A 26,762-nucleotide genomic window follows, 5' to 3' on the forward strand; every position below is an offset into this window, starting at 1 on the left:
TACCCGCCGCGCCAGGGCCGGCCGGCAGCGGGCACGGCGGGGCGCCGCCCGGCCCGACCGGAGGGACGGGCGGCCCGACAGTCCCGGTCTACCAGTGGGGCCAACCACGCCGCCGGAGTCCAGCCAACCAACTCGGCACCGCACAACCACCCTCATCCCCCGCGCTCGGTCAGGCCCCGACACCGACCCGGCCAGCCACACCCCCGGGGCCACCGGCCGCCACCGGCGGCCCCAACACCGGGCGGCCACAGCAACAACCCAGTGCCCCCGCCGGACCACCGGGGACACCGCCGCCGGCTACCAGGTCCACAGCCCCCACCGCCTTGCGCCCCGCCCGCGTCCCGACTCCGCCTCCACTTCCCCGCCCCGCAGTGCTGCGCCCGCCGCTCGACAGCGGGCCGCCGAATGGGACCCGTCGCCCTAGGAAGCCGAAATGATCAACCGCCTCGACGGCGATGAGCCGTGGACGTCACTGGTCAAGATCCCTGCCGACGTCGACAAGGACGACGCTGTCCTCGGGCCGCTCACCGCTCGCCAGGCCGTCCACCTCGGGGCGGTAGTGGCGGTGCTGTGGCTCGGCTACCAGGTCAGCAAGCACCTGGTGCCACCCCTGCTCTTCGCCGCCATGGCGCTGCCGGTCGGCACGGCCGCGACGCTCGCCGTCCTCGCCCGCCACGATGGCCTGCCCTTCGACCGCTGGTTGCTCGCCGCCTGGCGCCACCATCGCGCGCCCAGGCACCTCACGCCGACCGGCGGCAGGACCACAGCCGGCGTCCTGCCCTGGCAGCACGAAGTCACCCAGCACCACCAGGTGCCCGAACGCATCGGCAGGTTGGCCCTGCCCCTCGCCGACGTCCGCGAGGATGGCCTGCTCGAACTGGGTCCCGCCGGGAGCGCTGCGCTCAGTGAAGCCAGCACGGTGAACCTCGCGTTGCGCACTGGCGGAGAGCAACAGGTCCTGATCGCCGCGTTCGGCCGCTGGCTCAATGCACTCAGTGGGCCGGTCCAGATCCTGCTGCGCACCCGTCTCCTCGAACTCGGCCGGACGGTGTCGGCGTTGCGACAGGTCGCGCCCGCCTTGCCGCATCCGCTCCTGGAACAGGCGTGCCTGGATCATGCCGACTTCCTCGCTGCCCTCACCCATCAGCACGAGCTGTTGCAGCGTCAGGTGCTGATCGTGCACCGCGAGCCCGGCCTCGACCGGGGAGCCGACGCACGGGCTGTCCGTCGCCGGGAGGAGAGTGCTGCGCTGCTGGCCGCAGCCGACGTCCCCGCCCAACCTCTCACGGGGCGCGCGGCGTTCGCAGTACTCGCCTCGGCCTGCGATCCCGACGCCCCCCAGCACCCCGATCCAGCGCTCCCCCACACGCCCGTGACCACCGCAACCGCCTTCGGAGAGGTCTGGTGAACGTCATGCTCCTGAAGCCGCATCAGGAAAGGCACGAGGCAGGGGGGCTCGGCCTCGGCCCGGACTCGGTTCAGGTCGAGTCCCGGGTCATTTCCGTCGGCGACCTGCTGGCCACCACCTTGATCGTGACGGGCTACCCCGCCGAGGTCATGGCGGGCTGGCTGGATCCGCTGTTCACCTACCCCGGCCGCCTCGACGTCTCCCTCCACATCGAGCCCGTCCCACCCGCCGTGGCCAGCGACCGGCTGCGCAAGCAGCGGGCCCGTCTGGAATCCAGCCGCCGCAGCGGCCAGCGTCACGGCCGGCTGGAGGACCCCGAAACCGAGGCCGCTGCCGAGGATGCCGCCGAGCTCGCCTGGCGCGTCGCCCGCGGTGAAGGAAAACTCTTCCGCGTCGGCCTCTACCTCACCCTCTACGCCGCAGACCGTGAATCCCTGGCCGGCGAACTCTCCGCCGTGCGCGCGCTCGCCGAGTCCATGCTGCTGCGCTGCCAGACCGCCACCTGGCGCGCCCTCCAGGGCTGGACCACCTGCCTGCCGCTCGGCATCGACCAGCTGAACAGCACCCGCACGATCGACACAGCTGCGCTCGCCAGTTGCTTCCCCTTCTCCTCCCCCGCCCTGCCCGCGGCCGACCCGAGTGCAGCGACCGGCGTGGGCGAGGTCCTCCTCGGGCTGGACACCGCCGCCTCCGGACTCGTGCTCTGGGACCGGTTCGCCCAGGACAACCACAACTCCGTCACCCTCGCCCGCTCCGGCGCCGGCAAGTCCTACCTCACCAAACTCGAAGCCCTGCGACTGCTCTACCAGGGCGTCCAGGTCTTCATCATCGACCCGGAGAACGAGTACACCCGCCTCGCGCAGGCAGTAGGCGGCACCCTGATCTCGCTCGGCCAGCCCGGCACCAGCATCAACCCGCTCTCTCTCACGCTGGACGGCAGCGCCGACCAGCTCACCCGGCGCGCCCTGTTCCTGCACTCCTTCCTCGCCGTCCTGCTCGGCACCACCCCGTCCCCGACGGAGAAGGCGCTGCTGGACTCGGCGATCCTCGCCGCCTACCGGCAGGCCGGAATCACCCTGGACCCGCGCACCCACACCGCCGCGGCGCCCCTGCTCGCCGACCTCGCCGACGCCCTGACCGCTGCCGGTCCGGAGGGCGAAGCCCTCGCCGCCCGCCTGGCGCCCTACACCACCGGCACGCACCGACAGCTCTTCGACGGCCCCAGCACCCCGCACGCCAACACGCACCTGACGGTGTGCTCACTGCGCGACGTGCCGGAAGAGCTGAAGACCGCCGCGATCATGCTCACCCTCGACCGGATCTGGCAGACCGTCACCAATCCGCACGACCGGCGCCCCCGGCTCGTCGTCATCGACGAGGCGTGGCTGATCATGCACGACGCCCACGGTGCCCGCTTCGTCTACCGGATGGCCAAGTCCTTCCGCAAGCACTGGGCGGGCCTGTCGGTCGTCACGCAGGACACCGCCGATCTTCTCGCCACCGACCTGGGCAGGGCCGTCGTCGCTAACGCCGCCACCCAGATCCTGCTGCGTCAGGCGCCCCAGGCCATCGCCGCGGTGACCGAGGCGTTCCGCCTCTCCGCGGGCGAGGCCGCCTACCTCCTGGCCGCGGGCAAGGGCGAGGCCCTGCTCTCCTCCGGCCCCGGACGGAGGGCCGCGTTCACCGCCCTCGCCTCCGGCATCGAACACGAGCTGATCACCACCGACCCCGGCGAACTCGCCGACTCCAGCTCCTCGGGAGGGGATCGGTGACAGCCGATGGGGGGCCGCTCGGCCACCTCCTCACCGACCCGGGCCACTGGCTGCCCACCACCCTCACCTCAGCGAGCACCATCAACTGGTCCGTGCTCCTCCCCTCGGTCGTGGTGACAGCCGGTGTCGCGATCGCGCTGCGTCGCGTGCTTCACCACAAGCAGCAGGTCAAACTGACCGCCCACGGCAGCACACTGACCGTGCTCTGCCCGCCCAAGGTCGACCCGATGGCCGCGGCAGCCTTCTGGAGCCACCTGGTCGGCCTGCTCCGCCCCTGGTACGGGCGGCTGTTCTCCGGGCAGCCGCACCTGGCCTTCGAGTACCACTTCACCACGGGCGGGCTGACCATCAGGCTCTGGGCACCGGACTCGGTACCGCAAGCACTGCTGCGCCGGGCCGTCGAGGCAGCCTGGCCCGGCGCCCAGGCCCAACCCGAGGACGGCCCGGTTCCGCTCGGCAAGGAGCAGCTGTTCAGCACCGGCGGCGCCCTGCGCCTGGCCCGCCCGGAGATCCTGCCACTGCGCACCGACCACGACAGCGACCCACTGCGCGCGCTCCTCGGTGCCGGCCTCGCCCTGCAACCTGGTGAGTCCGCCACGGTCAGCGTCCTCGTCCGGCCCGCGACCGGGGCGCGGGTGCGCCGGGCCAAGAACCGGATCAAGCGCATGAGGACCGGCGCTGACGGGCCCGCCCGGGCGGGCCGAATGCTCGACGTCCTGAGCCACCAGCCCTCGCGTACCACGGCCGGCTCGCGGGATCCGGAGCAGTACGCCGAGTTGCGCTCCGCGCTCACCAAAGCTGCGGGACCGCAGTGGGACACCGCAATCCGATACGCGGTCACTGTCCCGGTGCGACCCAAATCCGCCGATGCGGTGGACGGGGAGCAAGAGTTGCGCGCAGCCGTCGCTGCGGCAACGGCCCGGGCTCGCGGGCGGGCGCACGCCGTCGCCTCCGCTTTCGCCGTGTACTCCGGCCGCAACTTCTACGCCCGTCGCCGACTGCGCCGCCCCGCGGAGCGCTTGGAAGCACGCCACTTCCCGCTACGCGGAGATCTGCTGAGCATCCCCGAGCTCGCGGCCGTCGCCCACCTTCCTCTCGATGGTTCCGCCCCAGGCGTGCAGCGCGCAGGAGCCCGCTCCCTCCCTCCCGTCCCGGCCATCCCGCTGCCCGGACCGAGCGTCAAACCGGTGGGCACAGCGGACGCCGGACCCGCCCGTGCCATCGGGCTGGCCGTCGCCGACGGGCGGTACCACCTGCACATCCTCGGCTCGACCGGCTCGGGCAAGTCCACCCTGATGGCCAACATGATCCTCGATGACGCCCGCGCCGGCCGCGGGGTCCTGGTCGTCGACCCCAAGGGGGACCTCGTCACCGACGTCCTCGACCGCCTGCCCCAGTCCGCGCTCGGCCGCACCGTCGTACTCGACCCCGGCGACCACGCGGCCCCGCCCAGGCTGAACGTGGTCGAAGGCTCCGATCCCCACATCGTCGTGGACAACCTGCTCGGGATCTTCGGCCGCGTCTTCGCCTCCTTCTGGGGCCCGCGAACCGACGACGTGATGCGTGCCGCCTGCCTGACCCTGCTGACCTCGCCCACCACCCGCGACAGCGTGACGCTCGCCGACGTGCCGCGCCTGCTGACCGAGCCGACTTACCGCCGGCGCTGCACCGCGGGTGTCGAGGACCGTGTTCTGCGCGGCTTCTGGGCCTGGTACGAGGAGCTCTCCGAACCCGCCCGTGCCGTGGTCACCGCCCCGTTGCTGAACAAGCTGCGCGCACTGCTGCTGCGACCGTTCGTCCAGCAGACGATCGCCGGCGGGCCTTCCACCTTCGATCTCGCCGAGGTCCTCGACGGTGGGGTCGCACTGGTCCGGCTCCCCATGGGCGTACTGGGCGACGAAACCGCTCGTCTTCTGGGCTCGTTCGTGGTTGCCAAGACCTGGCAGGCCGCCCGTGGCCGCGCCGGGACTGCTGAAGCCGAGCGTCGGGATGCGGCCGTGTACCTGGACGAATGCCACAACTTCCTCACGCTGCCGTACCCGCTGGAGGACATGCTCGCCGAGGCACGTGGCTACCGGCTCGGCTTCGTCCTCGCCCACCAGAACCTTGCTCAACTCCCGCGACACCTGCGAGAAGGTATCTCGGCGAACGCCCGGTCGAAGATCATCTTCAATGCCTCCCCCGAGGACGCTCACGACCTCGAACGCCATATGGCCCCGGGGCTCAACGCCCACGACCTCTCGCACCTCGGCGCCTACCAGGCAGCCGCCCGGCTGGTCGCCACCGGGGCCAATACTCCCGCCTGCACCCTACGCACCATCCAACTGCCGTCCCTCACTCCTGGACGGGCCACCGCCGTCCGCCGCTCCTCCCGCGCCGCTTACGGCCCCGACGCAAGGACGTGACAGCACCCATGACCACCACCTCGACGAGCCGCCCCCGCGGTCGCGTCCCGCTCGACGCCCTGATTCGGCGCCTGACCGCCCGGGACATCTGGGTCCTGGAGATGCTGCTGGAGCACACCTACCTGACCTCCACCCACCTCACCCAGCTTCTCGGGGTCTCCCGACGTTCCGTCAACCGCCGTCTGGCCACCCTCACCGACCTCGGCCTCCTCAGCTCCTTCCGCCCTCACCACCGCCCCGGCTCCGCCCCCGAACACCATCTCCTCGGCGCCACCGGCGCCAGCCTCCTCGCCGCCCGCTACGCCACTACACCCGCTGCCCTCGGCTGGCACCGCGACCAGGCCACCCGCGCCCTGTTCTCCCCGTTCCTCACCCACGACACCGGCTTGCGAACCTTCTTCATCCAGCTCGCTCGACCCACTACCGGCGGCCAGCTCACCGGCTGGTGGTCGGAACGGCGCTGCGCCCGGCTGTGGGGTGACCTCGCCGCCCCCGACGGCTACGGCCACCACACCGGACCGCACGGGCAGACCGCCTTCTTCGTCGAATACGACACCGGAACCGAACCCCTGCCCCGGCTCGCCGCGAAGCTCGACAACTACGCCGAACTCGCCACCGCCACCCGCACCCGACCCCTGCTGCTCTTCACCCTCCACAGCACCACCCGCGAGATCAACCTCCACCAACGCCTCAACCACCACCCAGCCCTCAACCGCATCAGCGTCGCGACCACCGGCCGCGACCAACACCACCCTGCCGAGCGCGCCTGGCTCCCCCTCACCCACAGCGCAGCCCGCGCCAACCTCGCCGAACTTCCTGGCGCCTGGCCCGAGCACCAGCACCCGGCTCGGGCCGCCTTCACCGAGGAGCAGTCGACTCAACCGAGCACCGGTGCGCGCCATATCCCCGCTCCCGGGCCGGTGCCGCCACCCCACAGCACGGCCGTCGACCGACTCCGATAACCGGCAACTGACATGGAGTCCACCGCCGCCCGTATCGGCATCGCGGCCGGAGCCGGCTGCCTTGCCTTCCTCACCGTCATCACAGCCGCGGCGACCGCCGCAGTCTCCACCCTCGCTGGCGGCGGACTCCTCAGCTTCCTGTTCGGCGACGACAGCTCTCCCAACGGCACTGCGGCCTCCGACATCCCACCGGCGATGCTGACCCTCTACGAGCAGGCAGCGCCGGAGTGCCCTGGACTGCCGTGGACCGTCCTCGCCGCCATCGGCAAGGTCGAGACCGACCACGGCCGCGCCCCCGACATGGTCTCCAGCGCCGGAGCCGTCGGACCGATGCAGTTCCTCCCCGACACCTTCAACCAGTACGCCCAACCCGTCCCACCCGGAGGCGCCACCCCGCCAACCCCCTGGGACCCTACCGACGCCGTCCACGCCGCCGCCCGCCTGCTCTGCGCCAACGGCGCCCGCAACGGTCACGACCTGCACGCCGCCATCTACGCCTACAATCACGCCGACTGGTACGTCGACAAAGTCCTCGCCCAAGCCCACGACTACGCCCAGGCCGCCAGCCCGGGCGCCGCAACCAGCCCGGCCGCAGCAACAGCCATCACCTTCGCCCGCTCCAAGATCGGCACCCCCTACGAATGGGGCGGCACCGGAGATCCCGGCCACGGCTACGACTGCTCCGGCCTCACCCAGGCCGCCTACGCCGCCGCCGGCATCCAACTCCCCCGCGTCGCACAGGACCAGTACGCCGCCACCCCCAAGGTCCCCACCCCCGCCCCGCTGCTCCCCGGCGACCTCCTCTTCTACGGCACCGACCTCCAGCACATCACCCACGTCGGCCTCTACACAGGACACGGCCAGATGATCGACGCCGCCCACACCGGCACCACCGTCCGCACCGAACCCGCGCGCCACCACGACGACCGCTACCTCGGCGCCGCCCGCCCCACCCCCAACCAGCAGACAGCACGGCGGTGATCGCTGTCGATGGGACAGGTGCGCACCGCTGGGCACCCGGTGCGCACCAACAGCCCACCCCGCCAGCACCAGAAGCCGCACCGCCCGTGTCCTACCCACCCCCACGCGTTCTGCCGACCGCCACCGAGCTGCGCCACACCGGCCAAGTGATCACCCTGGGAACCTGGATCCTGATCACCGCGGTGTGCACCTTCTCCGCGATGACCGGCGCCCAGTTCATCGGTGCGCACTCTCCCTGGCCATGGTCCGGCTGGATCCTGGCCGCCGGCATCGACGCCGCCTTCGTCATGGCCCTCCAAGCCGACGCCGCACTCGCCCGCTGCGGCACCACCGGCGGCCCCTGGCCCACCGCCTTCCGCTGGACCACCGGCGCATGCTCCGTCTTCGTCAACACCGGCGACGCCGCCCTCCGCCACGATCCGGTCGGCATCACGATCCACCTCATCGCGCCTATCCTCCTGCTCGTTCTGGGCGAAGCCGGGCCTGCTTGGCGCCGCGAGCTGACCAACTTCGAACCCCCTACCACGGTGGTCACGAACCGCTCACCGACAACCCCTGATCCAACGAGACCCCGCCCCGGGTCCACCAGCGCGAACCCCGAAGGTGCCGACCAGCCCGCCCAGTTCCGTCCGCACCCGGTCACCATTTATGCCGAGCACCCGACCGCAAGCGCCCCAGATGCCCTTCCGGTGACCTCAACACCTGAGGTGGGCACCCCGCGCACCGCGTTCGGAGACCTGGTGCGCACCCCTCCCTCGGACGGCGGCACGCACGCGCCCAATGACGCCGACGAGGCCCGTGCCCGCATCCTCCAGGGCCGGTTGAACGGCCTCAGCCAACGCGAGACCGCCCGCCTCGCTCACCGCAGCCCCAGCTTCGTTCGCAAGGTCTGGACATCCCTACCGGAACAGGAACCGGCTACTGCCCCACCAAATCCCTGAAAGGCATTTCCGAGTAGCACGAGAAGGCTGCCGAATTTGTGAGACCACCTGCTGGTCGGCTAACGTTTCCGCGCGGCAAGGGCCTATAGCTCAGACGGTTAGAGCGCTTCCCTGATAAGGAAGAGGCCACAGGTTCAAGTCCTGTTAGGCCCACCAGCACTGAACGCCCGGAGTGGATACGCACTCCGGGCGTTCGGCATTCGCCGGTTCAGCCGGCTCCTGGCCCGTCGTCCGCAACGGGACGGGCGGCCTGGTAGCGGCGGGGCTTGTCACACGTCATGAACGCCTCCCCCCGGTCGACCATGGTGCTCAGGGCGTTGCCGATGGCCCCGGAGGACCGGCCGAGGACCCTGGCGATGCCGGTCGGGGTCCATTCCTGACCGGAGTTGGCGCGCAGGTGGTCCAGCACCATCTGGTGCAACTGCCCCGGCGCGAGCCTGGGCCCGCCGCTGCTCGCGGGGGCGGCCGGGCGCTTTCGCGAGCGAGGCCGCATCGTGTTGCCACAGCTGCAGGTGCAAACGTGTTCGGCGATCGCGTTCGAGGATTCGCTCCCCTCCCCCGTGGTCTGTGCCTGGGCACTCAGGTTCGGCTGGTCGTCGCTGCCAGCGGGCTCCGTCGGCCCGCTGGGGTGCATCCCGGACGCCCCTTCCAGAGGCAGGGGCTGCCCGGGGCTGTCCGCGGCGGACAGCGGCTCGGCGCCGGTCTCAACCGTCGTCGGCCCGACCGCCGCCGCACCGCTCTCGGTGTCCATGGGCAAGGTCTCGCCGCTCTCCGACACGGAGGGGCCCTCGCTGCCGCCCGTGCGCACGTCGTCGCCGCTCGGGTCGCCATCGGCCTTCGGGACCTCCGGCGTGAGCGGGGCCTCGTCATCCAACTCCGGCCACTGTGCGGTGGCCTTGGCGTTGCCGGGCACCGGCTGGTCGATCGGGGCCGCGGTGACCTCCGGGCCGACCGGGTGGTCGGGCGTCAGCTGCCGCGGGAAGCCGACGCCACCCGTGTCCGCGGCGGACTCGCCGGCGACGCTCGGCAACTCGTTGGCAGCGGAGGTGTCCTCGGCCGGCTCGGCCGGCTGGTCGACGCCTCCGGCCTGCGTGGGGGCACCCGGGTTGGTGGGGGACCAGAGGTCGGGCAGGCGGCGGGTGCGGTCGTTACCACCGAGGGCTCGGCGGGCGAGGCCTCGCTGCTCGAGGGTGACGAGGGCCTTGCGGGCCGCGGACGGGCTGACGCCGGCAGCGAGGGCCAGGAAAGCGGCGGTGACGCCCTGCTGGCCGCAGAGCTCGGTGTAGATGTCGGCAGCGGCACCCGTGAGCGCGGTGACCGGCTGGATTGTGGTCGGGATGGAGTTGGTGATGGTGTCGGACATGTTGCTGGCTCCTCGGCCTGCTCGGCGGGTTGGGACGCCTGGGGCCGTCGGCGAGATACGGCCCCAGGCTGGTGAAGGGTGGGTATCAGCGGCGGCCGCAGCCGGAGTGGCCGCAGCCACGGCAGAACCCGCCGGTGGCGCAGGCGCACGAGCACCCGGCGGTGCGCCTGCGCTGCGGCGGCACCCGGTCGATGTGGCCGTCGATCACCGCGAGTACGGCCGGGCGGGCGGGGTTGGGGCGGACCGCGATGAGGATCAGGTCGGCGAGGTCGGTGCGCGTGGCGGTACCGGTGGCTCGGGCGAGAGTGAGGTCCAGGCCCGGGGCGAGGGCTCCGGTGACCGGCAGCGCGAGGCTGAGGGCGATGCGCAGGGTGAGTTCGCGCTCGAGCAGCAGCTCGTACCCCCCGGGCAGGCCGCCGGCCTCGTGCTGGGCAGCCATGGCGAGTGCTCGGTGGAGCGTGCGGACCTCGGGGGCGGTGGTGCGCAGGAGGATGGCGGCGCGGCGGGCCGCGCCGTGGAGGAGGTGGGCGAGTCGAGGCGTGGCCGGGGCGTGGCCCTGGGGCAGCCGGCCGGCCTGGTTGGCGGGAACGTCGGCGGCGGGGGCAGGAAGGTGGGCGAGCGCCGTGAGAAGCGCGGAGCGGCGCACGGGTCGGGGCCAGGCGCGGTCCCGGTTGTCGAGACCTTGGGCGAGGTTGAGGGTGAGGAGCCCGCAGGGTGCGAGGTGGGCGGCATCGGCGAGCCGGAAGACGGCTTCCCGGCGGAGGAGTTCACGGTGGCCGGGCACGGAGACGTTGGCGGAGGCGGCGGTCTGGGCAGCCTGGTAGGCGGTGGCGAAGCGGTCGTCGGTGGTCAGGGCCGTGGTGACGGCCGTGGTGAGGACGGTGGCGGTGAGGGAGCGCAGGGCGTGCAGGTGCTCGGTCACTGGGGTCTCCTGACGGTTGGTCGGAGGTTTGGTGGGTGGGCCGAGGCCTGGTTGGCCCCGGCCCGGTTCGCGTCACCGTGCGGCGGACATTCGAGATCGGCCGTGCGGTGGGCGGTGGCCCGGCGTAGCCGCGTGATGCGGTGCCGGTGTGTGGTGTCGCTCAGGCGGCGTGCGGCGCGTCGTCGTCCGGTTCGCGGTGGAGGGCGACCCAGGCCTCGGCGGGCAGGTGGCCGATCTGGCCGCCGTCACCGATCCACACCGTGCCGAGCCGCTCGGCGACCGTGGTGCTCGGGGCGCTGGTGGGCGGGATGTCGGGGGTGGGGGTGACGGGTCCGACGTAGTGCTCGAAGGGCCACTCGGGGGACAAGGCGAGACGGACGGGGGTGTGCGGGTGCAGGCCGGTGAGGCTGGCGAGCAGGTCGGCGACGGTGAGGTGGAGCTGGGTCACGGCAGGAGTTCCTTCCTGGTCGGCTGGGCTGGGTCAGTTGGGGGTGTGGAGCTGGTCGTAGGTCTGGATGAGGCGCTGGAGGTGGCGGGCGTGGACCTGGGCGATGCCGCCCATGAGGTCGAAGGCGACGGCGTTGACCGCCGTGTTCGGGATGTCGTTGGTGGGGCTCAGCACGCCGGCTCCGGTGAGGGTGTCCAGGCGGTGGGTGATGTGGCCGAGCCCGTCGCGGAGGTAGTCGACGGCGGCGTCGAGCTCGCGGGCGGTGTGGGCGATGAGGCGGGCGATGCCGTCGAGTGCGTCGCCCAGGGCGGTGCCCTCATGCGGACGGTGGGTGCGATGGGCTTCGAGCACGCGCAAGGCCATCGAGACGCCGGGCTGCCAGATGGGGTCGGGCGCGGTGGGCTGGGCGTCGGTGGTCATGGTCGGGTCCTCTCGTTGTGGTGCTGACTGGCTGGCGCGCTGGCCGGGGCGGTTGGTCATCAGGTGCCTGACCGCCTGGCCAGCTGCAGCGTCCTCGCGGCGGGGTTCAGGTCCTCGCCGCTGGAGGGTGGACAGAGGAGGTCATGAGCAGGAGGTGGCTCGCCCAGTGCTGGGTGCACTTCCTCCAGTTCGTGTCCGGGCCTTCGGGCTGGTACGGGACTGCGGGCCCTGGCATCCTGGGAGGTGGTGCCGCCCCCGATTCGAGCGGGGACGGCACCGCCTGGCTTTGTGTCAGGCGCGGGTGACGACGTCGCGGCAGATGCGCGGGATCTGGTGCTCCTCCCGGATCAGCGGGATGGGGTCAACCACGGCCTGGCAGAAGGCGGCGATCAGTCCCGTCGGCGTACTGGTACTGAAGTCCGCGGCCCACAGCCGCCGGCGGTAGGGCGCGGGGGCCGCCCACACGGCCCACCGCGCTACTCCGCCGAGGATCTCGCGCTCGATCCCGCCGGAGGCCCGCACGCGCAACTCGAGTCCGGCAAGGCCACCCGGAGCCGTCCACAGCTCAACCGCGTGGCCGATGCCGGTCGTCGGGTCACGGTCCCAGCCGGCCTCCCGGAGAACCGTCAGGACCCGCTCAATGCCGTCACGGTGACCGTCGTCGGGCTCGGCGAACGCCGGGTCGTCGGGACGGTATTCCGCGGCCCAGCGGGCGGTGAAGGCGCGCACGAACTCGTAGGGCAGGTCATCGGAGAAGGTGGCCATCCAGGTCCGCGGGCCGTAGTGGTCGGGGCGCACCCAGGCCTTCCAGATTCCCACCGGCTCCGGGTTCTCCTCCGGCAGGAACCCGAAGTAGGCACGGCCGCACGGGCTGGTGACGTGCATGTTGGCGACTTCGTCGGCCCAGACGTGCCATCCGGCGTCCGCCAACGGGGTCATCACCGACTCCGCCAGCGGGCGCTCCGGCGCGTCCTCTTCCTCACCGGCGCCGGCGAGGAAGCGGGGGGTGATGCTCAGCTGGCGCGCCAGCTGGGTACCCGGGGCAAGCGGCTGCGAGACCGAACCGGCCGAGGCCGGCTTGGGCGTGAGGTCGAGGCGGTTGATGGGCGGGGGCACGAAGGCGGCGGGGACGGGGGGCGTGCTGGTCATGGTGCTGTTCTCCGTTCGGATTTGCGGTGGTGCGGGTGGGCGTGGGGTCAGCGGGCGATGGGCTGGGGCAGGGTGCGCACCATGGCACTCAGCCCCATTTCAGGCTCTCTTTTCATTGGGATGCGGACACAATTCACCCGCCATGCCAATTTCGTGGTTTCTGGTGGAATTTCCACCCCCGGGCGTTCCGGGCACATTTAAAAGGTAGCTCGACCACGGGACGATGTGAAGTCGTTGCCCAGGCTTGGAAATGCTGGAGTTTCGAGGATTTCACGACACCTTGTGTCGTCGAATTCCGGCGGCTCGACGCATTCGCTCGTCGAATCGGGACCGCACGACCGATTGACAGGACACGCCCCGCCACGGCGGCCCGAATATCACCCGTTCGGGGGATAAATGGTGCCCCAGAGCGCCGGCGGTTCCGCCCCCGGGCAGGCACCCCCGGGCAGGCACCCCCGGGCAGGCACCCCCGGGCAGGCACCCCCGGGCAGGCACCCCCGGGCAGGCACCCCCGGGCAGGCACCCCCGGGCAGGCACCCCCGGGCAGGGCGCTCGCCCACCGCTTCGCGGGGGCATCGCGCCTGCCAAGGCCGCACCATTCCGCTGGCCCGCCAGCAGTCACAGGTCATGGCGGCCAGGAAGACGCCGGAGATGTTCGCGAACCGGGACGGGACCAGGCAGGCGGGCGGCGCGCAAGACCGGGTGGGACCTACCCACCAGGTATTGAGTCTGGCTGCGCCGGGCTTACCCAGCTGGCCCGTGACCTGCGGCTACGGCGCGGGACAGGGCGTCCGCCCTATGACTCGACACCAGGAGGGACGTCCATGGAACGACACCCATGGCTGGACACCCCACAGGCCACCGCGTTCGCCACTACACCGACGGCGGGACAGCCCTTGAGTCAACACAGCCCGGTCCCCGCATCAAGCAAGCCCAGACTCATCGCGGAACGGGAGCACCAGTCCCCGGCCGAACAGCTCGGTTCCCTGCCACCGGGTAGGGCCGCTGCACACCCGCACGACTCGGAATTGGCTGGGAAGGCGTGGGAACCAGGAGGTCCTGGAACGCCCGAGTGGCGGCCGGCGTGGGGCGCTCGTCGATCTCAGCCAGCTTGGTGCGTAGGCGCTCCTGCGTGCGGCGAACAGCCTCGCTGCGGCCCAGTGCGGTGTGTTGACGGGCGAGGCGCAGGTGGAGCTGCTCGTTGTACGGGTCGTGGTCCAGAGCACGTTCGAGCAGACCGAGGGCTTCCTCAGGGTCGCTCGCACTGGCGGCGAGGGCGCCCAGAGCGTTTAGGACGCGGCGGCGAGTGTCCTCACGCGGGGCGGTGAGCCAGGGGCGGTCCAGGCCCTGGCAAAGTTCGCCGTGGTAGAGCTCGACGGTCCGGCGGTGGGCGGCGGTGCGCTCGGCCGGGTCGGTCGTGGTGGCCGCGCGTCGAGCGACAGCGTGGAACTGTTCGAGGTCGGTCTCGACGAGTGCGGGGTCGAGCCGCCACAGGCCACCGGCTTGTAGGAGCACCGGCGCGGAGGTGGTTGCGCCGAGTGCGGTTCGGAGCGCGCCGCGGATGCTCTTCTTCGCAGTGTGGAAGGCCTCGGTGCCCGTGGTGGCCAGTTCCTTCTCGGGCCAGATGGCTTCGAGGACGGCGTCCTTGGTCGAGCCGGTGGGGCGAGTGGCGAGGTAGGCGAGGAGTTCCCCGGCGTAGCCCGTGAGGCCGCGAGTGATCAGTTCTCCTCGGACGGTGGTGGCCAGGGGGCCGAGCAGGCTGATGCTGACCGGCCGCCTCGCCGGTACGTCGTCTGATGGCACTGGCGGAATTTTGCGTGGGCTGGATTGCTCAGACGAAGGGCTCGATGGCGCCCCAGGAGAGGCATCGGACTCACTCAGTGTTCCCAGTTTCTCAGTTTCCCGAATTCCTTCCGAGGTATCACCTTTATCGTCCTCGGAATTGGGCACTGAGCTCTCTTTGGCCTCAATCAAAGAACTGTCACCCAGTTCTGGTGCCTCTGTCAGCGGAGACGCTTCTACGGGCTGTCGAGGATCTGGGACCTGCTCATCAGCCTGCGGCAGGAGGGCAAGAAGGATGTCCGCGGTGGCAGTCGGCACGTGGAAGAGACGGAGCGAGTCCGGTTCGTGCGTGCTTGTGGCAGTGGCGCTGCCGTCGGAGGCCACGTAGTAGACCAGCGCGTCGGCTGGTGGGACGGCTGCGTCGGTCAGCACCACGGCCGCGAGGCCGTCAGCGCGGCCGACTTCGACGAGTGTCCGCAGGCGCTGATGGTGGCGCGGCTCATAGCCAGTGAGCAGGATGAGCAGTTGGGGGTCGGCTTGGTCGGCTGGACCTGTGCCTTCGTGGTGTTGGCGAGCGCGGTGCAGGTGCTCGTCTTCCAGTGCGCTGATGGCGGCTTCGGTGTCGGGCACGAGACGGCAGTGGTGGAGCCGGCTGTCAGGGAGGCCTGGCGCCAGGCGAGCGAGCTCCGTGCGGGGCAGCAGCACGCGTGCGGTCGCGGTGAGCGCGCTGACGAGCAGCGCGCGGGCAGCGTCCTCGGCGCCGGGGCCGGCGAGTGCAAGCATCCGGTGGTCGTGCTTGGTCAGCAGGTCGAGAAGGCCTTGCTCCTTGGTACCGCGGGCCCCGACGGGGACGTCGGGAGTCTCGGCTCCGGGCGGGACGCTGGTGGCGGCGAGGTCCTGCTGGTGCCGGCTGATGCCGCGCATCGCTGCGACGAGGGACGTCTCCTCTGGGCGGGGCTCGTTCGCGCTGGTCACGTCGTCGAGTTGGAAGTCGCGGCGCCGGAGGAGGGTTCGCCGGACAGCGGCTGCGCTGAGGGTGGCGGCCACCGTGAGCGCGAGGTAGCCGGCCCCGCTGGGCAGTTGGACTCCGGTCGCACGGGAATGCTGCGGTACGACGGTGGGGCGGTCTGACTGGCTGGTCTGCCCTGCTGTGTGCGGTGCCTGCGCGGGCGTCGGTCGCGCAGGCCGTCCGGCAGGCGTAGGCGCCGGAGCCGGGGCTTGGGTGGTGCTCGGTGGGGCTTGGACGGGCGCCGGTGGGGCGGGGCTGGGGGTCGCCGGGGGCCCGGATGGCAGGAGGAAGGTCCAGCCCGGAGTGATCCTGTCTGGATCGCTGAGGCGGGTACCGTCAGCCTGAAGTCTCTGCTTGTTGAGTGCGTAGATCTCACGCCAGCGCAGGGGGTTGTCGAGGTGGCGCTCGGCAAGGTCCCAGAGGGTATCGCCGAGCTGGACCGTGCAGGACGCGGCTGGCTGAGCCGCCGGGCCCGCCGACGCCTTCGGTGCCTGGTCGGTGATCGGCGCGGCGACCGGGACGGCGGGCGCGGTGGCGACGACCGGGGCGGTCCATGCCGCGAGTGTGGTGCTGGTGCGAGCAGCGGGTGTGGTTCGCAGGCTGGTAGCGATGGCGAGGGCGATCGTGCCGACGAGCAGCCCGGCGATGGTACGCCGGGCGGTCAGCGCGAGGAGGTTCGGCCCGGCGCCGTGGCTGAGGGTGGGGAAATTGGCGGCTTGCCAGAGGACTTCGCGAAGCGTCTGCAGCACGAGGTAGGTCCACAGCAGCCAGCACAGGCAGTAGAGGATCTGCAGGAGCAGGACCGCAGAGAGTGGGTTGGCGGCCCAAATAGTGACTTCGGCGAGGTCGGGGACGTGCCGAGGTCGGAACGGGGCGGCCCAGACGAGCAGGGCATACGGGAGGCCGGCGAGCAAACCGAGCAGGGCGGCCCCCGCCGCAGCGGCGCGTAGGAAGGCGGCGATGCGGCCGACGTGCGGGGTCACTGGCCGGTCTCCTCAGCGTGCGCGGTGGCGGTGGCGGTGACGTTGATGGTCGTGATGCCGAGGAGTGTGAGGATCTGGGTGCGCTGGGAGCGGTGGACGGTGACGGTCACCTGGTCACCGCGGGCGGACGCGCTGCCGGTAGCGCCTGCGGCGCGGAGGTAGGCGGTGGCGGCCTGCTCCGCGTCGGTGCTGCTCAGGGCGAGAGTTTGTTCGTCGCGGAGTTGTTTGAGATCGAGGTGGCGGGCCCCGTCGCGGGCGGCCTCCTGTGCTTCGCCGTAGGCGCGGACTCGTGCGCTCAGGGCGAGCCCACCGTCGACGGTGAGGCCGAGCAGGGCGAACAGACCCACGACGATGACCACGGTGAAGGCTGTCACCGTCCCCTCGTCCCCACTACGGCGCCTGCCGGGCGTGCGACTTCTCACCGGCTCTCCTCCGCACGGTAAGTCTCCATAGGTACGGCGAACGTCTCGGTGAGTGTGTGGGAGCCGGGCCAGGGCAGCTCGGTCAGACCGGCGAGGTCCGCAGTGCAGGCCACGGTGGCGCTGACCTGGCCGCCGGGCCGGAATGCAGTGGTGTCCACGGCGACCGAGAGTCTGCTGCACCCGGTCCCGGCGTCCGCGAGGGCCGCAGCTGCCGATGAGTTCGCCGCGGTGCTCGCCGCTGCCGGGTTACGCGCGAGAGAGGCGGCACGAGCTGCCTGATGGGCTGCATCCGCGACATCAAGGCGGGCCGAGACCAATCTGCCGGCCCCGACGGCCGCCACGAGCAGCGTGATCAGCACCTGGGTGATCAGGACCATCTGCACTGAGGCCGATCCGCGGTCTCCGCGCCGGTGCAATCGGGTGGGCAAGGGTGGGCTCCTCCGGATCAGGCTGTGGAAGACGAGAGGCTTTCGACAGGCCCACTGGCGTGGGCTCGGACGTGCAGGTGGAGAAACGGCAGCACCGCCATCACCCCGCCGGTTACCTCCGCACTCACCTCACGACCGGTTCGCCGCACGGTTACCTGTGGATCTGTCAGGGATCCTGATCTGACCTGCTTGAGAAAGGACTGCCCATCGGCACGACCCGCTGCAGCCGTTGCGTGTTCGGCTCTCGCAGTAGCCAGCGCTCGAGCGGCCGCCGCCTGGGCGACGTGCTGAGCGTGCTCGGCCATCCCGAACTGCATGACGACCGCGATCAGAAACATCAGCAACGCGATACTGCAAGCCACTTCAGTCGTGCTATCGCCTCGATCCCGGTCTGGTGGACCTGGTCTACGCATTGGGGCTCCTAGAAACTGATGCCGTTAACCTTGTCCATGACCTTCGCCATCAGTGCGCCGAGCGCGGCAATCGCCCCGATGACCACCAGGGCGGTGACGACGACGGTCTCCGTGGTGTAGCCGGCGTCCGGCTCGGCCTTGGCTCGAGCGCGCGCGTCGGCGAACGTGGCGGCGACGCGACGCCCGACCGCAGAGGCGAGGGAACGGGCGTAGGTGAGCGTGTCACGCATCGAGGTTCTCCTTGTCGAAAGGGTGGTGCAGGGACGGACGGGTTCAGAGGCCGGAGAGGGCGTGGGCGAGGGCGGGGTAGCCGATGAACAGCAGGAAGCCCGCGGACAGCACGACGACTGGCAGGCTCATGCGCTCGGTGGCGGAGGCTGCTTCGGCTTCCGCCTCGGCCAGTAGGTGTGCGCGTAGCGTGGCGGCCTTGCTGGTCAGCGACGCCTTGACCCTGGCGCCTTCCTGGCCGGCCAGCGCAGTTGTGGCCGCGAGTTCGGAGAGCTCTGGCACGCCGAGGCGCTCACCGAGTTCCCCGAGCGGTTCCCAGGGTGGCGTGCGGGTCAGCTCGGCCTGCGAGAGGGCGCGGCGGAAGGCCGTGAACGCGGGCCCGTGCCCGGCTGCCGCCGCCGCAGTCAGGGCCTGCTCCACGCCAGCGCCGCCGGAGAGCGCGACGACGGTCAGGTCGAGGAACATGGAGAGCGCGTGACGGACTTCAGCCCGGTACCGGTCCGCTCGCTGACGCAGCGACAGATCTGGGGCGAGGAACAGCACAGCGGACACCACCACCGAGCCCCAGGCAGGAACCAGCAGCGGGAGGCCCTCCCCCACGATCGCCAGCAGCACGGTGGCGAACCAGGGCATCAGGACGCCCGCCACCGCGGCGGTCGCCTTCTCAGCAAGGTGCCGCTCAACCGGGATCCCGAGGGCCCGCAGGTCAGCCGCGATCTTCTTTCCGGGCAGGCGGCAGCGCAGCAACAGCGGCACGCACCGCTCACCCAGCCGTGCCGACCAACCACCGGCCTCTACAGCGGCACGCCGAGGGGGTGGCGGTGCGCTGGGGGTGAGGGCCCGGGCAAGGGCAGGGACAGGTGGGCGCCAGCCGAGCCATGCCCACCACACGCCGGCCCCGAAGCCAGCGCCGATTAGCAGGTACATCATGCGGCGGCCTCCGTCCCGGCACCGGCGAGCACGCGGGCGGGCTCGGTGAAGGTCGCGATCCGCCGCAGCCAGGTGAACGCGAGCGCGAACAGCCCCGCGATCACGAGCAGGACCAACTGCCCGGTGGCGGTGTCGAACGGCTGCAAGTAGGAGCGGTTGAGAACGATCAGCGCAAGGGCCATGCCGAGCGTCGTGGCAACGACGATCCGTACCGAAGTCCGGATCCGGGCCCGGGACGTCGCGGTCCGGGCTCGCATCAACGCCTGCTCCCGCGCGGAGCCGGCCAGGCCCGCGAGCAGGTCGGCGAGCCGACCGGACTGCCGGCCGGCGGCGCCCAGGAGCGCGATGACGACGAGGTCGCCGAGCGGATCCGCGAGGTCTGCCTGCAGTTGCCGCAGCGCGTCCGGCAGACGCTGACCGCGCCGGATCGCCTCGGCACAGGCCGCAACCTTCGGGCGAACCGGGAGCGGAGCAGTGGCGGTGGTCGCCAGCAGAGCCTGCTCCAGGCCGGCGGCTGCAGCGAGGGTGTCGCGCAGTTGCTCGGTCCAGGTCGCGATCGCCTCGATCCGGGCCACCGCCTTCTCGTGCTCCTTGTCACGGCCCAGCACCTTGGGCAGCCACCAGGCTGCCGCCGCGGTGAGCGGTCCCGCTACCGGCCAGCCGGTCACCACCAGCATTAGAAGCGTCACGGCCGCCGTGACCGCGACCCGTCGTCCAGGGCGCGCCGGGCGGTGAGCCCGCCACAAGGCCACCAAGCGCCCCTCGGGCCGGTCTGCCGGTGGCTCCGCCGGGCGGAGACCGCTGTGCAGCAGCCACGCTCCCCCGCCGAATCCCGCACCCAACAGCAGCACCAGCAGCAGGCGGGCGCTCACAACCCCCACCCGCCAACGGCGTCGGGGCGCTGGTAGCCGACTGCGATCAGGTCCTCCATGGTCGAGGTGCGCAGCGGGGCCGCCGGCACGGCACGTCGGTCGGGGCCGGGGCGGTAGACCTCGTTCGAGATCAGCTGGCTGCCGTCCGCGTCAACGATCTCCCTGATCGAGGAGACCGCGCGCCGCCCGGCGGCGTCGCGGGCGAGGTGGATGACGAAGTGGACGGCAGAGGCGACCAGCAGGTTCGTGGCCTCCAGACTCAGCCGCTCGGGCGCCTGCACCGCGTATGCGGCCAACTTGCTGAACACTCCGCGTGACGTGGAGGCGTGGATCGTGCTGAGGGAGCCGTCGTTCCCCTGACTCATCGCGTTGCACATCGGCACGACCTCGGCGCCGCGGATCTCGCCGACGATCACCCGATCAGGTGCCATCCGAAGACCCCAACGAACCAGCTCCGCCTGGTCGATGGCCCCTTCTCCCTCGATGTTCGCCTCGCGGGCCTGCAGCGGGACCACATCCGGGTGCAGCCCGTCGAGGTGGAGCCCGAGCTCGAAGGTGTCCTCGATCGTCACCAGTCGCTCGTGGGCCGGGATCTCCGACGTCATCCCTCGCAGCAGCGTGGTCTTTCCGACGTCCGTGCCCCCCGCGATCACGAGGTTCTTCCGCGCCAGAACCAGCGCCCGCAGGAAGCCCTCCAGCTCTGCATCGAACAGGCCCAGGGTTCGCAACTGCGGCAGCGTCGCTCGCGGGTAACGGTGGATGCGGACCGACAGCGAGACCCTATCGGACACTGCCATCACTGCGAACATGCGCTGCCCGCCGGGCAGTTGCAGGTTCAGCCGCGGCACGGCTCGATCGAAGCGGCGCTCCTCGGTTCCGCCGCGGGCCGCGAGCGTACGGATCAGCTCCGCCAGCTCCTCGTCCGAGGAAGCGATCGGCCCAACCTGCTCCTTGCGGCCGTCGGCGTAACGGACGAACACCCGGTCGCACCCGTTGGCGTGGATGTTCTCGACCCCCGGGTCGTCCAGGAGCTTCTGGAGCCCGCCGAGCCCGAACAACGCATCGTGCGCCGCTCGCAGCACCCGCCGCTCCGCGTCCCCGCTCAGCGCCGGACGCCCCTGCGCCAACAGGCCCGCAGTGAGCCGCTCCATGGCGTCGCTCAGCAGCCGCTCGCCCACAGCCCGCCGCTCGTGCACCGACCGAGGCGGCTGACCCGTCTCATCCCTATCCTGCGCGTCGGCCACCAGCTGCTTCGCGACCTCGGTTCGCAACCACTCGCTGAAGTCCTCCTCGCGCTTGCGGCCCTCCTCGCCGGCAGTCGGTGCGGGAGGGTACTGGGGGATCACGCTCATCCTTGATCACCTCGCAGAGCCGTAGCCAGACCCACCGCCGAAGCCGTTCGCGGAAGCTGCTCAGGTTGGTGGGACCCAGCCACGGGGACGTGCAGAAGCCGTTCGAGCTCGACTGCCAGGCTGCAAGCGGCATCGAGCAACGGGTACCGAGCTGCCGGCCGCCACCGGCGCTTCGGCGGCGTCGCCCCGCGCAGCAGGGCCGCACTGACCGCATCGCGCGGCAGCATCACACACGCCGACACGTCCAGCGCCACCGTCACCTCCCGCGCGGGCCAGCGGCAGGGCCCGACGAGCGCAACCACCACGGCTCTGCCCAACCCACGCAACCGTTGCGCGACTTCGGCCGTGTGTGCGAGCGCCTCCACCGCGCCCTCGCTCACCAACACGACGACACCCGCGGCACCGACCACCTCCGCGGTACCGGGCGCGGTGGTCAGCCGACCGCAGTCCGCCAGCACCAGCGTTCCGGCGAGATCCGCGCGTGCCCACGCCGGCGAGAGCGCGCCCAGGGCGGCAGTGCACTGCGCCGACTCGGCGGGCGCGGCCACCACCTCGACACCGCCGGGCAACCGCTGCGCGTGCTCGGACACCAGCGACGCGGTAAGACCCAACCGGCGGGCGGCCGCCGCCATGCTGACCAGTCCGGGGCTCTCCGGCAGGCCAAAGCGCAGCATCGCGTCTCCCCCGGCCACGTCGGTCTCCGCCACCACCGGCCGCACCTCACCCGGCCAGGCGGCCGCCAGGGCCAGCGCACACGTGGTCACCCCGGGCGCACCCTTCGCCGATCCGAGAACAATCAGGCCCATCAGTGCTCACCGTCCGCGCCCGCGGACCCCAGAAGCACCACCGCAGGCTCCTGCAAGGCCACCAACCGGCCCGCCTGGGCGGTAGGCACCTGTAGCGTCGCCACCGCTTCGTCCGACGACCCGCCGGCCGGCCGCACATCGATCGTCATCGCCTCCACTCCCGCCGCAGCGCTGGCGGGTGCTCCGGCCCCGCCCGGTGTCGTGGCCGGGTGGGCCTCGTACACCGCCACCCGGTCACCGGCGTCGAGGATCGGCGGGTAGCGGCCTTCCTTCAGCGCCAGCGGCACCACCGCGGTGCCCGGCGCGGTCGGCCCCTGACCCAGCAAGCCCTCCGACAGCAGCAGACCCGCCGGCAGCGAGGCGTTCACCCTCCGCCCCACCACCTCGTCCCGACGAGCGGCCGGCACCGTCGCGGCCCCGGCCTCCGCCGACAGCAGCACCGGCCGCACGTCGTCAGCCGTCAGCACCTGCCCGGCAACCACTGGTCTTGCCAGCAGCAAGACCTGGCTCCGGTGCCCAGTCGCGATCGCCAGCGCCCCGAACATCAGCGCGCAGACCACCATCACCGCGAGGCCCGTGAACAGCCGCAACCGATCGCGCCGCTTCACTGCCGCGATCCGCACCTTCTCCCCCGCCACGGCCGGAACGCCGGACGTCGCACGGCGGTCCCGAGCCGACGGAATCCTCAACTGCACCATCACCACACCTCCTCAGCTCTCGAAGACATGAATGCGCAGCTCACCGGCCGCCGTCAGCGACCACCAGCGACTGCACCTCGACGACCCTCACCTGCACCACGGACCGCGCCGTCAGATCGGGGAACGACCCTCCCCGGCCGGCGCCCGACCACGCCACCGACCAGTGCGCCGTCACCACTACCTGGAAGGCCCCGCCTGGTTCCCCGGCCGACGGCCGCGAGAACGTGTGCCCGCAGTCCGGAGAGGCCGCATCCGGCTCCGATCCCGGGCCGTACGGAGTCCCCGGCCCCGCACAATCAACCGGATCGGTCCCGTCCCCCAAGTCCCAGGTCACCGACGACGGCTTGGCCGTCGCCTGGACCTCCACGCCGGGTACCTCGACGCTGGAGTGCACCGGCGCCCACGAAGCCGCGTCGACCCACAGCCACGAGGGGACTCCGACAACCTGAGGCGACTTCTCCGACGGCGACATCCGCACCGCGGGTGCGGGCAACTCCAGCTTTTCGACGGCCTGCTGAGCCAGAACAGCTGGATCGACGGGCAGCGGCTGGTCGGTGGGCTTCTGTTCGCCGAAGTCGGTCCACAACGGGCCACCGGTCAGCGGAGTCGACCCAAAACCGCCCTGCGGAAGCGTGCCCCCGCAGTCCAGCTCGTACCACTGGCCCTGATGTCCGTCCCCGAGCGTCAATACGCCGGTCACGGGCTTGCTCAAGCAAACGGGCTGTCCCGCACCCGAACCACCGGCAGCCGCCGGCGCGGCCTGGAGCCCTGGCCTTCCCGCAGTCGCTGATGACACCGTCGCAGAAAGCTGACACGCCCCCTGCGTGCAAGACGTAGAGCCGGAGCCTCCCAGGGTCCCGTCGGCCACCGCCGACGGCACGCCCGCCGCCAGACCCAGGTGGCAGACCATGCCGAGGACGACAAGGCTCGGCCTCAACATGAGCCGACTTCCCCGATGACCTGCTGGTCCACCACCCAGGCCCCGTCAGGCCTACTGACGATGGCCGCGGCGGCGACGTGCCTGCCGCCCGGAACGTTGTCGGCGAGTTGGCCGTCCGGCTTGTACTTCAGCCAGGCACTGTCGTCCAGGCAGTCGGCCACCTCCACCCGATCCGGGTGCCCTTCCGGGCTCACCTTGGTAACCCGAGGACTCCACCGCGGCGCACCGTGGCTCACCAGGCCCCTGGCACGGAGGTCGGCCAACTTGGTGGTCCAGAAGGAGAGTGCTTGGCCGGTCATATGCGCCGCTAGCTGCGGATTCGTGTAGTCCGAAGTCGCTGCCATGGCTGTGATGTCACGCATCATCGCGTCGTAGGCCGCAAGAGCCTCAGGCGGCGCCGGCACACCGCTCCACGCTGGCGACGCCGCAGCAGTCGAGCCCGGCGTCGGCGATCCAGCGGACTCGGCAGCCCCTGCGGTGACCGCCGGAGGACCGGCCTGCACGGAGGCCTCGCGGCTGGGTGTTCCACTGCTCGCACACCCAGTCAGGGCGACGAAGCCGATGAAACCCACCGCCAACCGTGCAAGGGGCCTTCGGCCCCACACCAGAAATAGTCGCACTGCGCGCACACCTCACCCGTCGCTCTGTCCACGGAGAACCTGCGCCACGATTCAGCGGCGACCCGGCTCCATTGCACACCGAGAAAGATCACGAAGGCGATCTTTCTCACACGAGAGAGTGCAAAGTCCGACAAGCTGCCCAGCTGACTCCTGCTCCGACTCCGCGCTCCCTGCTACGGGTCTACTGCGAATCCGGACGACAAAGCCAGGGTGTCATCGGTGGGTTCACGAGCACGGAGGACAGGCTTCTCGAACTAACTGTCCATCCGGAGGGATTCTGAGCGGAAAAACTGGGCGAGATCCTCCGACAGAGCTGTCGGCGCACTTCAAGTCTTCTGACCTCAACGGGGAAAGGCGCTTCCCCGCCCACTGTTAGCCGAGGAACAGTCCCGGGCCGTCGGGCGGCACCTCCCGCCCTGCCGCGTGGGAACGCTCCGGTACCTTCGTGCCTGTCCGGGAGTGACCGAAGGGGTGGCGGCAGTGGTGGCGCGGAGCAGCGACGAGCACAACGGCTACCGGGGATTGATCCTGGACTTCGCGGGAGTGCTCACAACGGGGGTTCTGGAGTCCCAGCAGGCATGGGCCGAGCATCACAACCTGGCTCCCGGAGCCTGGCGAGCTGCCCTCAACGACGACCCCGAGGGGCGACGCCTGTATGCGGCGCTGGAGGTCGGGGAGATCAGCCAGGTCGAGTGGAACGCCAGCACGGCGCCGCTGCTCGGAGTGCAGGACGGGGCGAACCTGATGGGCCGGGCCTGGGCCGGCGTGCAGCCCGCGCTCGACATGATCAAGCTGGCTCGGGCCGCTCGCACGGCCGGCCTGACGGTCGCCATGCTCTCCAACTCCTTCGGGCTGGAGCCCTTCGACCCCTACGCCCACGTCGGGGTGTGGGACCTGTTCGACGTGACCGTGATCTCGGAGCACGAGCGGATCGCCAAACCGCATCCGGAGATCTACCAGCGCTGCCTCGACCGGATGGGGCTTCGCGGCGAGCAATGCGTCTTCGTGGACGACCACCTGGGCAACTTGCCGCCGGCCGAGGCGCTCGGCATCACGACGGTGCACGCCGACGGCCAGGGCGACACCGTGGCTCGGGTAGCCGAGCTCCTCGGACTGGTTCCGGCTGCCGGCTCCTGACCTACGGTCAATAGCTCACCGGTCCCCGGTCGTGAAGTTGACGCGGACGGGCACCGCGGCCTGGGCTCGGGGCGTAACTTCGCCTACGAGACCAGTCTGACGGAACGGAGCCGGCCATGACGCAATGGCAGGATCGCACCACGGGCGAACGGGTCAAGCTGCTTCGCGGCCCGGACATGACGCAGGAACAGCTCGCTGCCGGTGCCGGAGTCTCGGTGAAGACCGTGCAGAAGCTGGAGCAGGGCGGCAATCTGTCGCTGCCGTTCCTGCTGCGCATCGCCGGGGCACTCGGCACCGATGTCTCCACCATCCTCGGCCAGCAGTCACCCCGCCGAGGGATGGACCGGGACGAGCGCAGCGCGCTGCGGTCCATGTCAGCGGCAGTGCACGGGACCGCGATGGGCGACATCGGCGACGTGGAACCGGGACCGCTCGCCGGCATACGGGCTGCGGCCCGACAAGCCGACCGGGCGATGTGGGAGGCCCGCTATCCGGAGATGGGCGGCATCCTCTCGCTGTTGCTGCCGGAGGCCAGGGCGCTGTACGACTCCAGCACCGGCGAGCAGCGCACCGCCGCAGCCGGCGTGCTCGCCGACGCGTACCAGACGGCCGCCTACGCCTCCAACCTCATGGGTGCCCGCGACCTGGCCTACGCGGCGCTGAACTACGGGCGGGCGATGGCAGTCGGGGTGGGTGACGACCTGCGGGCGGCCCACCTGTCCTCGACCGTCGCCTGGGTGAGCCTCCGGGACGGGAACATGGCCCGCGGACTGGCGATCGCGGAGAAGGCGGCGGCCTCGATCGAGCCGCGGATGTCGGAGACCGATCCGGACCGGCTCAGTGTCTACGGCCAGTTGGTGACCAACGCGGCCGTCTCGGCATCCCGGGGTGCTGCTGGCGCGGACACTGCCCGCGACTGGCTGAGCCAGACCCACGCGGTCGCCGCCCGGCTCGGCCGGGAGTACGCCCGCGGCCAGCAGAACCAGCCCTTCGGCCCCTCGTACGCCGCAACGCAGTCCCTGTCGGTCGCCATCGCCCTGGGGGATCACGGGAAGGCACTGCGCTTGATCGACACCACTCGCCTGGACCCGTCGATGCCGTTGTCCACCCTCGCCCGCTGGCACCTCGACGTGGCGCTGGTGCGCACCGAGACCCGGCAGTGGGACGCGGCTCTGGAGGCCCTGGAGGAGGTCTGCGAGATGGCGCCGGCATGGGTCCGGCACCAAGCCCTGCCCGGTGTCATCGTCAACCGGCTGGCCGACGTCTCCGTCACGAAGGTCCGCAAGGTCGCGGCGAAGGCGGGAGTCTCGCTGAGCCTTCGCTGAGCAGCTCCCACGGGGCGTGGGAGCCGCGCAGGGGGTGCTTGCCGAA

Annotated in this window: 24 protein-coding genes, 1 tRNA gene and 1 pseudogene; 9 read left to right on the forward strand and 17 right to left on the reverse strand. The window is 71.2% G+C overall.

Translation table 11 applies throughout. The annotated features are described in order from the left end of the window. Nucleotides 1-433 precede the first annotated feature (433 nt). The 7 genes from ACQRUO_RS00680 to ACQRUO_RS00710 all read left to right on the forward strand — a co-directional run bounded on the left by ACQRUO_RS00680 (nucleotide 434) and on the right by ACQRUO_RS00710 (nucleotide 8,625). The gene (locus ACQRUO_RS00680) at nucleotides 434-1,408 is read left to right on the forward strand and encodes a PrgI family protein (RefSeq protein ID WP_428313646.1); all 975 of its coding nucleotides are present in this window, start codon (nucleotides 434-436) and stop codon (nucleotides 1,406-1,408) included. A 5-nt stretch (nucleotides 1,409-1,413) separates the two neighbouring features. Further along, entirely contained in the window at nucleotides 1,414-3,180 is a 1,767-nt protein-coding gene (locus ACQRUO_RS00685) for a VirB4 family type IV secretion system protein (protein ID WP_428313647.1), read from the forward strand. Further along, on the forward strand, nucleotides 3,177-5,585 hold the full coding sequence (locus ACQRUO_RS00690; RefSeq protein ID WP_428313648.1) for a type IV secretory system conjugative DNA transfer family protein: 2,409 nt from the start codon (nucleotides 3,177-3,179) through the stop codon (nucleotides 5,583-5,585). The genes ACQRUO_RS00685 and ACQRUO_RS00690 overlap by 4 nt, the downstream gene beginning before the upstream one ends. Nucleotides 5,586-5,593: 8 nt before the next feature. Further along, the gene (locus ACQRUO_RS00695) at nucleotides 5,594-6,547 is read left to right on the forward strand and encodes a replication-relaxation family protein (protein WP_428313649.1); all 954 of its coding nucleotides are present in this window, start codon (nucleotides 5,594-5,596) and stop codon (nucleotides 6,545-6,547) included. Between the two features lie 12 nt (nucleotides 6,548-6,559). After that, a complete protein-coding gene (locus ACQRUO_RS00700) occupies nucleotides 6,560-7,528 on the forward strand; it encodes an NlpC/P60 family protein (protein WP_428313650.1) in 969 nt (322 codons plus the stop codon). 146 nt (nucleotides 7,529-7,674) lie between these two features. After that, entirely contained in the window at nucleotides 7,675-8,469 is a 795-nt protein-coding gene (locus ACQRUO_RS00705; RefSeq protein ID WP_428313651.1) for a helix-turn-helix domain-containing protein, read from the forward strand. A gap of 79 nt (nucleotides 8,470-8,548) precedes the next feature. Beyond that, nucleotides 8,549-8,625: transfer RNA gene (locus ACQRUO_RS00710), tRNA-Ile, on the forward strand. Nucleotides 8,626-8,677: 52 nt separating this feature from the next. Here the strand turns inward: ACQRUO_RS00710 and ACQRUO_RS00715 are convergent. The 17 genes and pseudogenes from ACQRUO_RS00715 to ACQRUO_RS00795 form a co-directional block, all read right to left on the reverse strand. Continuing rightward, complete coding sequence (locus ACQRUO_RS00715) at nucleotides 8,678-9,832, reverse strand: hypothetical protein (RefSeq protein WP_428313652.1); 1,155 nt, start codon at nucleotides 9,830-9,832, stop codon at nucleotides 8,678-8,680. An 85-nt stretch (nucleotides 9,833-9,917) separates the two neighbouring features. Continuing rightward, nucleotides 9,918-10,754 (reverse strand): hypothetical protein, encoded by an 837-nt coding sequence (locus ACQRUO_RS00720; RefSeq protein WP_428313653.1) that lies wholly within the window; start codon nucleotides 10,752-10,754, stop codon nucleotides 9,918-9,920. 160 nt (nucleotides 10,755-10,914) lie between these two features. Then, entirely contained in the window at nucleotides 10,915-11,202 is a 288-nt protein-coding gene (locus ACQRUO_RS00725; RefSeq protein WP_428313654.1) for a hypothetical protein, read from the reverse strand. Nucleotides 11,203-11,235: 33 nt separating this feature from the next. Then, nucleotides 11,236-11,622 (reverse strand): hypothetical protein, encoded by a 387-nt coding sequence (locus tag ACQRUO_RS00730; RefSeq protein WP_428313655.1) that lies wholly within the window; start codon nucleotides 11,620-11,622, stop codon nucleotides 11,236-11,238. A 291-nt stretch (nucleotides 11,623-11,913) separates the two neighbouring features. Next, nucleotides 11,914-12,771: a DUF317 domain-containing protein gene (locus ACQRUO_RS00735; RefSeq protein ID WP_428313656.1), complete on the reverse strand. Its 858-nt coding sequence runs from the start codon at nucleotides 12,769-12,771 to the stop codon at nucleotides 11,914-11,916. A 939-nt stretch (nucleotides 12,772-13,710) separates the two neighbouring features. Further along, nucleotides 13,711-16,545 (reverse strand): BTAD domain-containing putative transcriptional regulator, encoded by a 2,835-nt coding sequence (locus ACQRUO_RS00740; protein ID WP_428313657.1) that lies wholly within the window; start codon nucleotides 16,543-16,545, stop codon nucleotides 13,711-13,713. Beyond that, nucleotides 16,542-16,919 carry a pilus assembly protein TadG-related protein gene (locus ACQRUO_RS00745; RefSeq protein WP_428313658.1) on the reverse strand — a complete coding sequence of 126 codons (378 nt, stop codon included), beginning with the start codon at nucleotides 16,917-16,919 and terminating at the stop codon, nucleotides 16,542-16,544. The genes ACQRUO_RS00740 and ACQRUO_RS00745 overlap by 4 nt, the downstream gene beginning before the upstream one ends. A 44-nt stretch (nucleotides 16,920-16,963) precedes the next feature. Beyond that, on the reverse strand, nucleotides 16,964-17,125 hold the full coding sequence (locus ACQRUO_RS00750; RefSeq protein WP_428313752.1) for a hypothetical protein: 162 nt from the start codon (nucleotides 17,123-17,125) through the stop codon (nucleotides 16,964-16,966). Nucleotides 17,126-17,245: 120 nt separating this feature from the next. Continuing rightward, a pseudogene (locus ACQRUO_RS00755) lies at nucleotides 17,246-17,350 on the reverse strand (TadE/TadG family type IV pilus assembly protein); the annotation flags it as partial. Nucleotides 17,351-17,816: 466 nt separating this feature from the next. Beyond that, on the reverse strand, nucleotides 17,817-18,038 hold the full coding sequence (locus ACQRUO_RS00760) for a hypothetical protein (RefSeq protein WP_428313659.1): 222 nt from the start codon (nucleotides 18,036-18,038) through the stop codon (nucleotides 17,817-17,819). A gap of 43 nt (nucleotides 18,039-18,081) precedes the next feature. Next, the gene (locus ACQRUO_RS00765; protein ID WP_428313660.1) at nucleotides 18,082-18,792 is read right to left on the reverse strand and encodes a type II secretion system F family protein; all 711 of its coding nucleotides are present in this window, start codon (nucleotides 18,790-18,792) and stop codon (nucleotides 18,082-18,084) included. A 170-nt stretch (nucleotides 18,793-18,962) separates the two neighbouring features. Beyond that, a complete protein-coding gene (locus ACQRUO_RS00770) occupies nucleotides 18,963-19,838 on the reverse strand; it encodes a type II secretion system F family protein (RefSeq protein WP_428313661.1) in 876 nt (291 codons plus the stop codon). Then, nucleotides 19,835-21,190 (reverse strand): CpaF family protein, encoded by a 1,356-nt coding sequence (locus tag ACQRUO_RS00775; protein WP_428313662.1) that lies wholly within the window; start codon nucleotides 21,188-21,190, stop codon nucleotides 19,835-19,837. The genes ACQRUO_RS00770 and ACQRUO_RS00775 overlap by 4 nt, the downstream gene beginning before the upstream one ends. After that, on the reverse strand, nucleotides 21,187-21,996 hold the full coding sequence (locus ACQRUO_RS00780) for a hypothetical protein (protein ID WP_428313663.1): 810 nt from the start codon (nucleotides 21,994-21,996) through the stop codon (nucleotides 21,187-21,189). Before ACQRUO_RS00780 ends, ACQRUO_RS00775 begins: the two co-directional genes overlap by 4 nt. Further along, nucleotides 21,996-22,694, reverse strand: coding sequence for an SAF domain-containing protein (locus ACQRUO_RS00785; RefSeq protein WP_428313748.1), 699 nt, complete (start codon nucleotides 22,692-22,694; stop codon nucleotides 21,996-21,998). Before ACQRUO_RS00785 ends, ACQRUO_RS00780 begins: the two co-directional genes overlap by 1 nt. A gap of 40 nt (nucleotides 22,695-22,734) precedes the next feature. Next, the gene (locus tag ACQRUO_RS00790; RefSeq protein WP_428313664.1) at nucleotides 22,735-23,406 is read right to left on the reverse strand and encodes a hypothetical protein; all 672 of its coding nucleotides are present in this window, start codon (nucleotides 23,404-23,406) and stop codon (nucleotides 22,735-22,737) included. A 221-nt stretch (nucleotides 23,407-23,627) separates the two neighbouring features. Beyond that, entirely contained in the window at nucleotides 23,628-23,996 is a 369-nt protein-coding gene (locus ACQRUO_RS00795; protein WP_428313665.1) for a hypothetical protein, read from the reverse strand. Between the two features lie 717 nt (nucleotides 23,997-24,713). On the opposite strand from ACQRUO_RS00795, the gene ACQRUO_RS00800 reads away from it, so the two are divergent. Then, nucleotides 24,714-25,391, forward strand: a complete 678-nt coding sequence (locus tag ACQRUO_RS00800; RefSeq protein WP_428313666.1) for an HAD-IA family hydrolase — start codon at nucleotides 24,714-24,716, stop codon at nucleotides 25,389-25,391. A 116-nt stretch (nucleotides 25,392-25,507) separates the two neighbouring features. Beyond that, nucleotides 25,508-26,716, forward strand: a complete 1,209-nt coding sequence (locus ACQRUO_RS00805) for a helix-turn-helix domain-containing protein (RefSeq protein ID WP_428313667.1) — start codon at nucleotides 25,508-25,510, stop codon at nucleotides 26,714-26,716. The last annotated feature ends 46 nt before the right edge of the window (nucleotides 26,717-26,762 follow it).

This window comes from Kitasatospora sp. LaBMicrA B282, assembly GCF_050325825.1.
Lineage (GTDB): Bacteria > Actinomycetota > Actinomycetes > Streptomycetales > Streptomycetaceae > Kitasatospora.

Coding starts and splice junctions, on each gene's coding strand:
- ACQRUO_RS00730 (WP_428313655.1), bottom strand. CDS start 11,622: ATGACCACCGACGCCCAGCCCACCGCGCCCGACCCCATCTGGCAGCCC.
- ACQRUO_RS00735 (WP_428313656.1), bottom strand. CDS start 12,771: ATGACCAGCACGCCCCCCGTCCCCGCCGCCTTCGTGCCCCCGCCCATC.
- ACQRUO_RS00760 (WP_428313659.1), bottom strand. CDS start 18,038: ATGCGTGACACGCTCACCTACGCCCGTTCCCTCGCCTCTGCGGTCGGG.
- ACQRUO_RS00700 (WP_428313650.1), top strand. CDS start 6,560: ATGGAGTCCACCGCCGCCCGTATCGGCATCGCGGCCGGAGCCGGCTGC.
- ACQRUO_RS00785 (WP_428313748.1), bottom strand. CDS start 22,694: ATGGTGCAGTTGAGGATTCCGTCGGCTCGGGACCGCCGTGCGACGTCC.
- ACQRUO_RS00715 (WP_428313652.1), bottom strand. CDS start 9,832: ATGTCCGACACCATCACCAACTCCATCCCGACCACAATCCAGCCGGTC.
- ACQRUO_RS00680 (WP_428313646.1), top strand. CDS start 434: ATGATCAACCGCCTCGACGGCGATGAGCCGTGGACGTCACTGGTCAAG.
- ACQRUO_RS00775 (WP_428313662.1), bottom strand. CDS start 21,190: ATGAGCGTGATCCCCCAGTACCCTCCCGCACCGACTGCCGGCGAGGAG.
- ACQRUO_RS00695 (WP_428313649.1), top strand. CDS start 5,594: ATGACCACCACCTCGACGAGCCGCCCCCGCGGTCGCGTCCCGCTCGAC.
- ACQRUO_RS00805 (WP_428313667.1), top strand. CDS start 25,508: ATGACGCAATGGCAGGATCGCACCACGGGCGAACGGGTCAAGCTGCTT.
- ACQRUO_RS00685 (WP_428313647.1), top strand. CDS start 1,414: ATGCTCCTGAAGCCGCATCAGGAAAGGCACGAGGCAGGGGGGCTCGGC.
- ACQRUO_RS00780 (WP_428313663.1), bottom strand. CDS start 21,996: ATGGGCCTGATTGTTCTCGGATCGGCGAAGGGTGCGCCCGGGGTGACC.
- ACQRUO_RS00795 (WP_428313665.1), bottom strand. CDS start 23,996: ATGCGTGACATCACAGCCATGGCAGCGACTTCGGACTACACGAATCCG.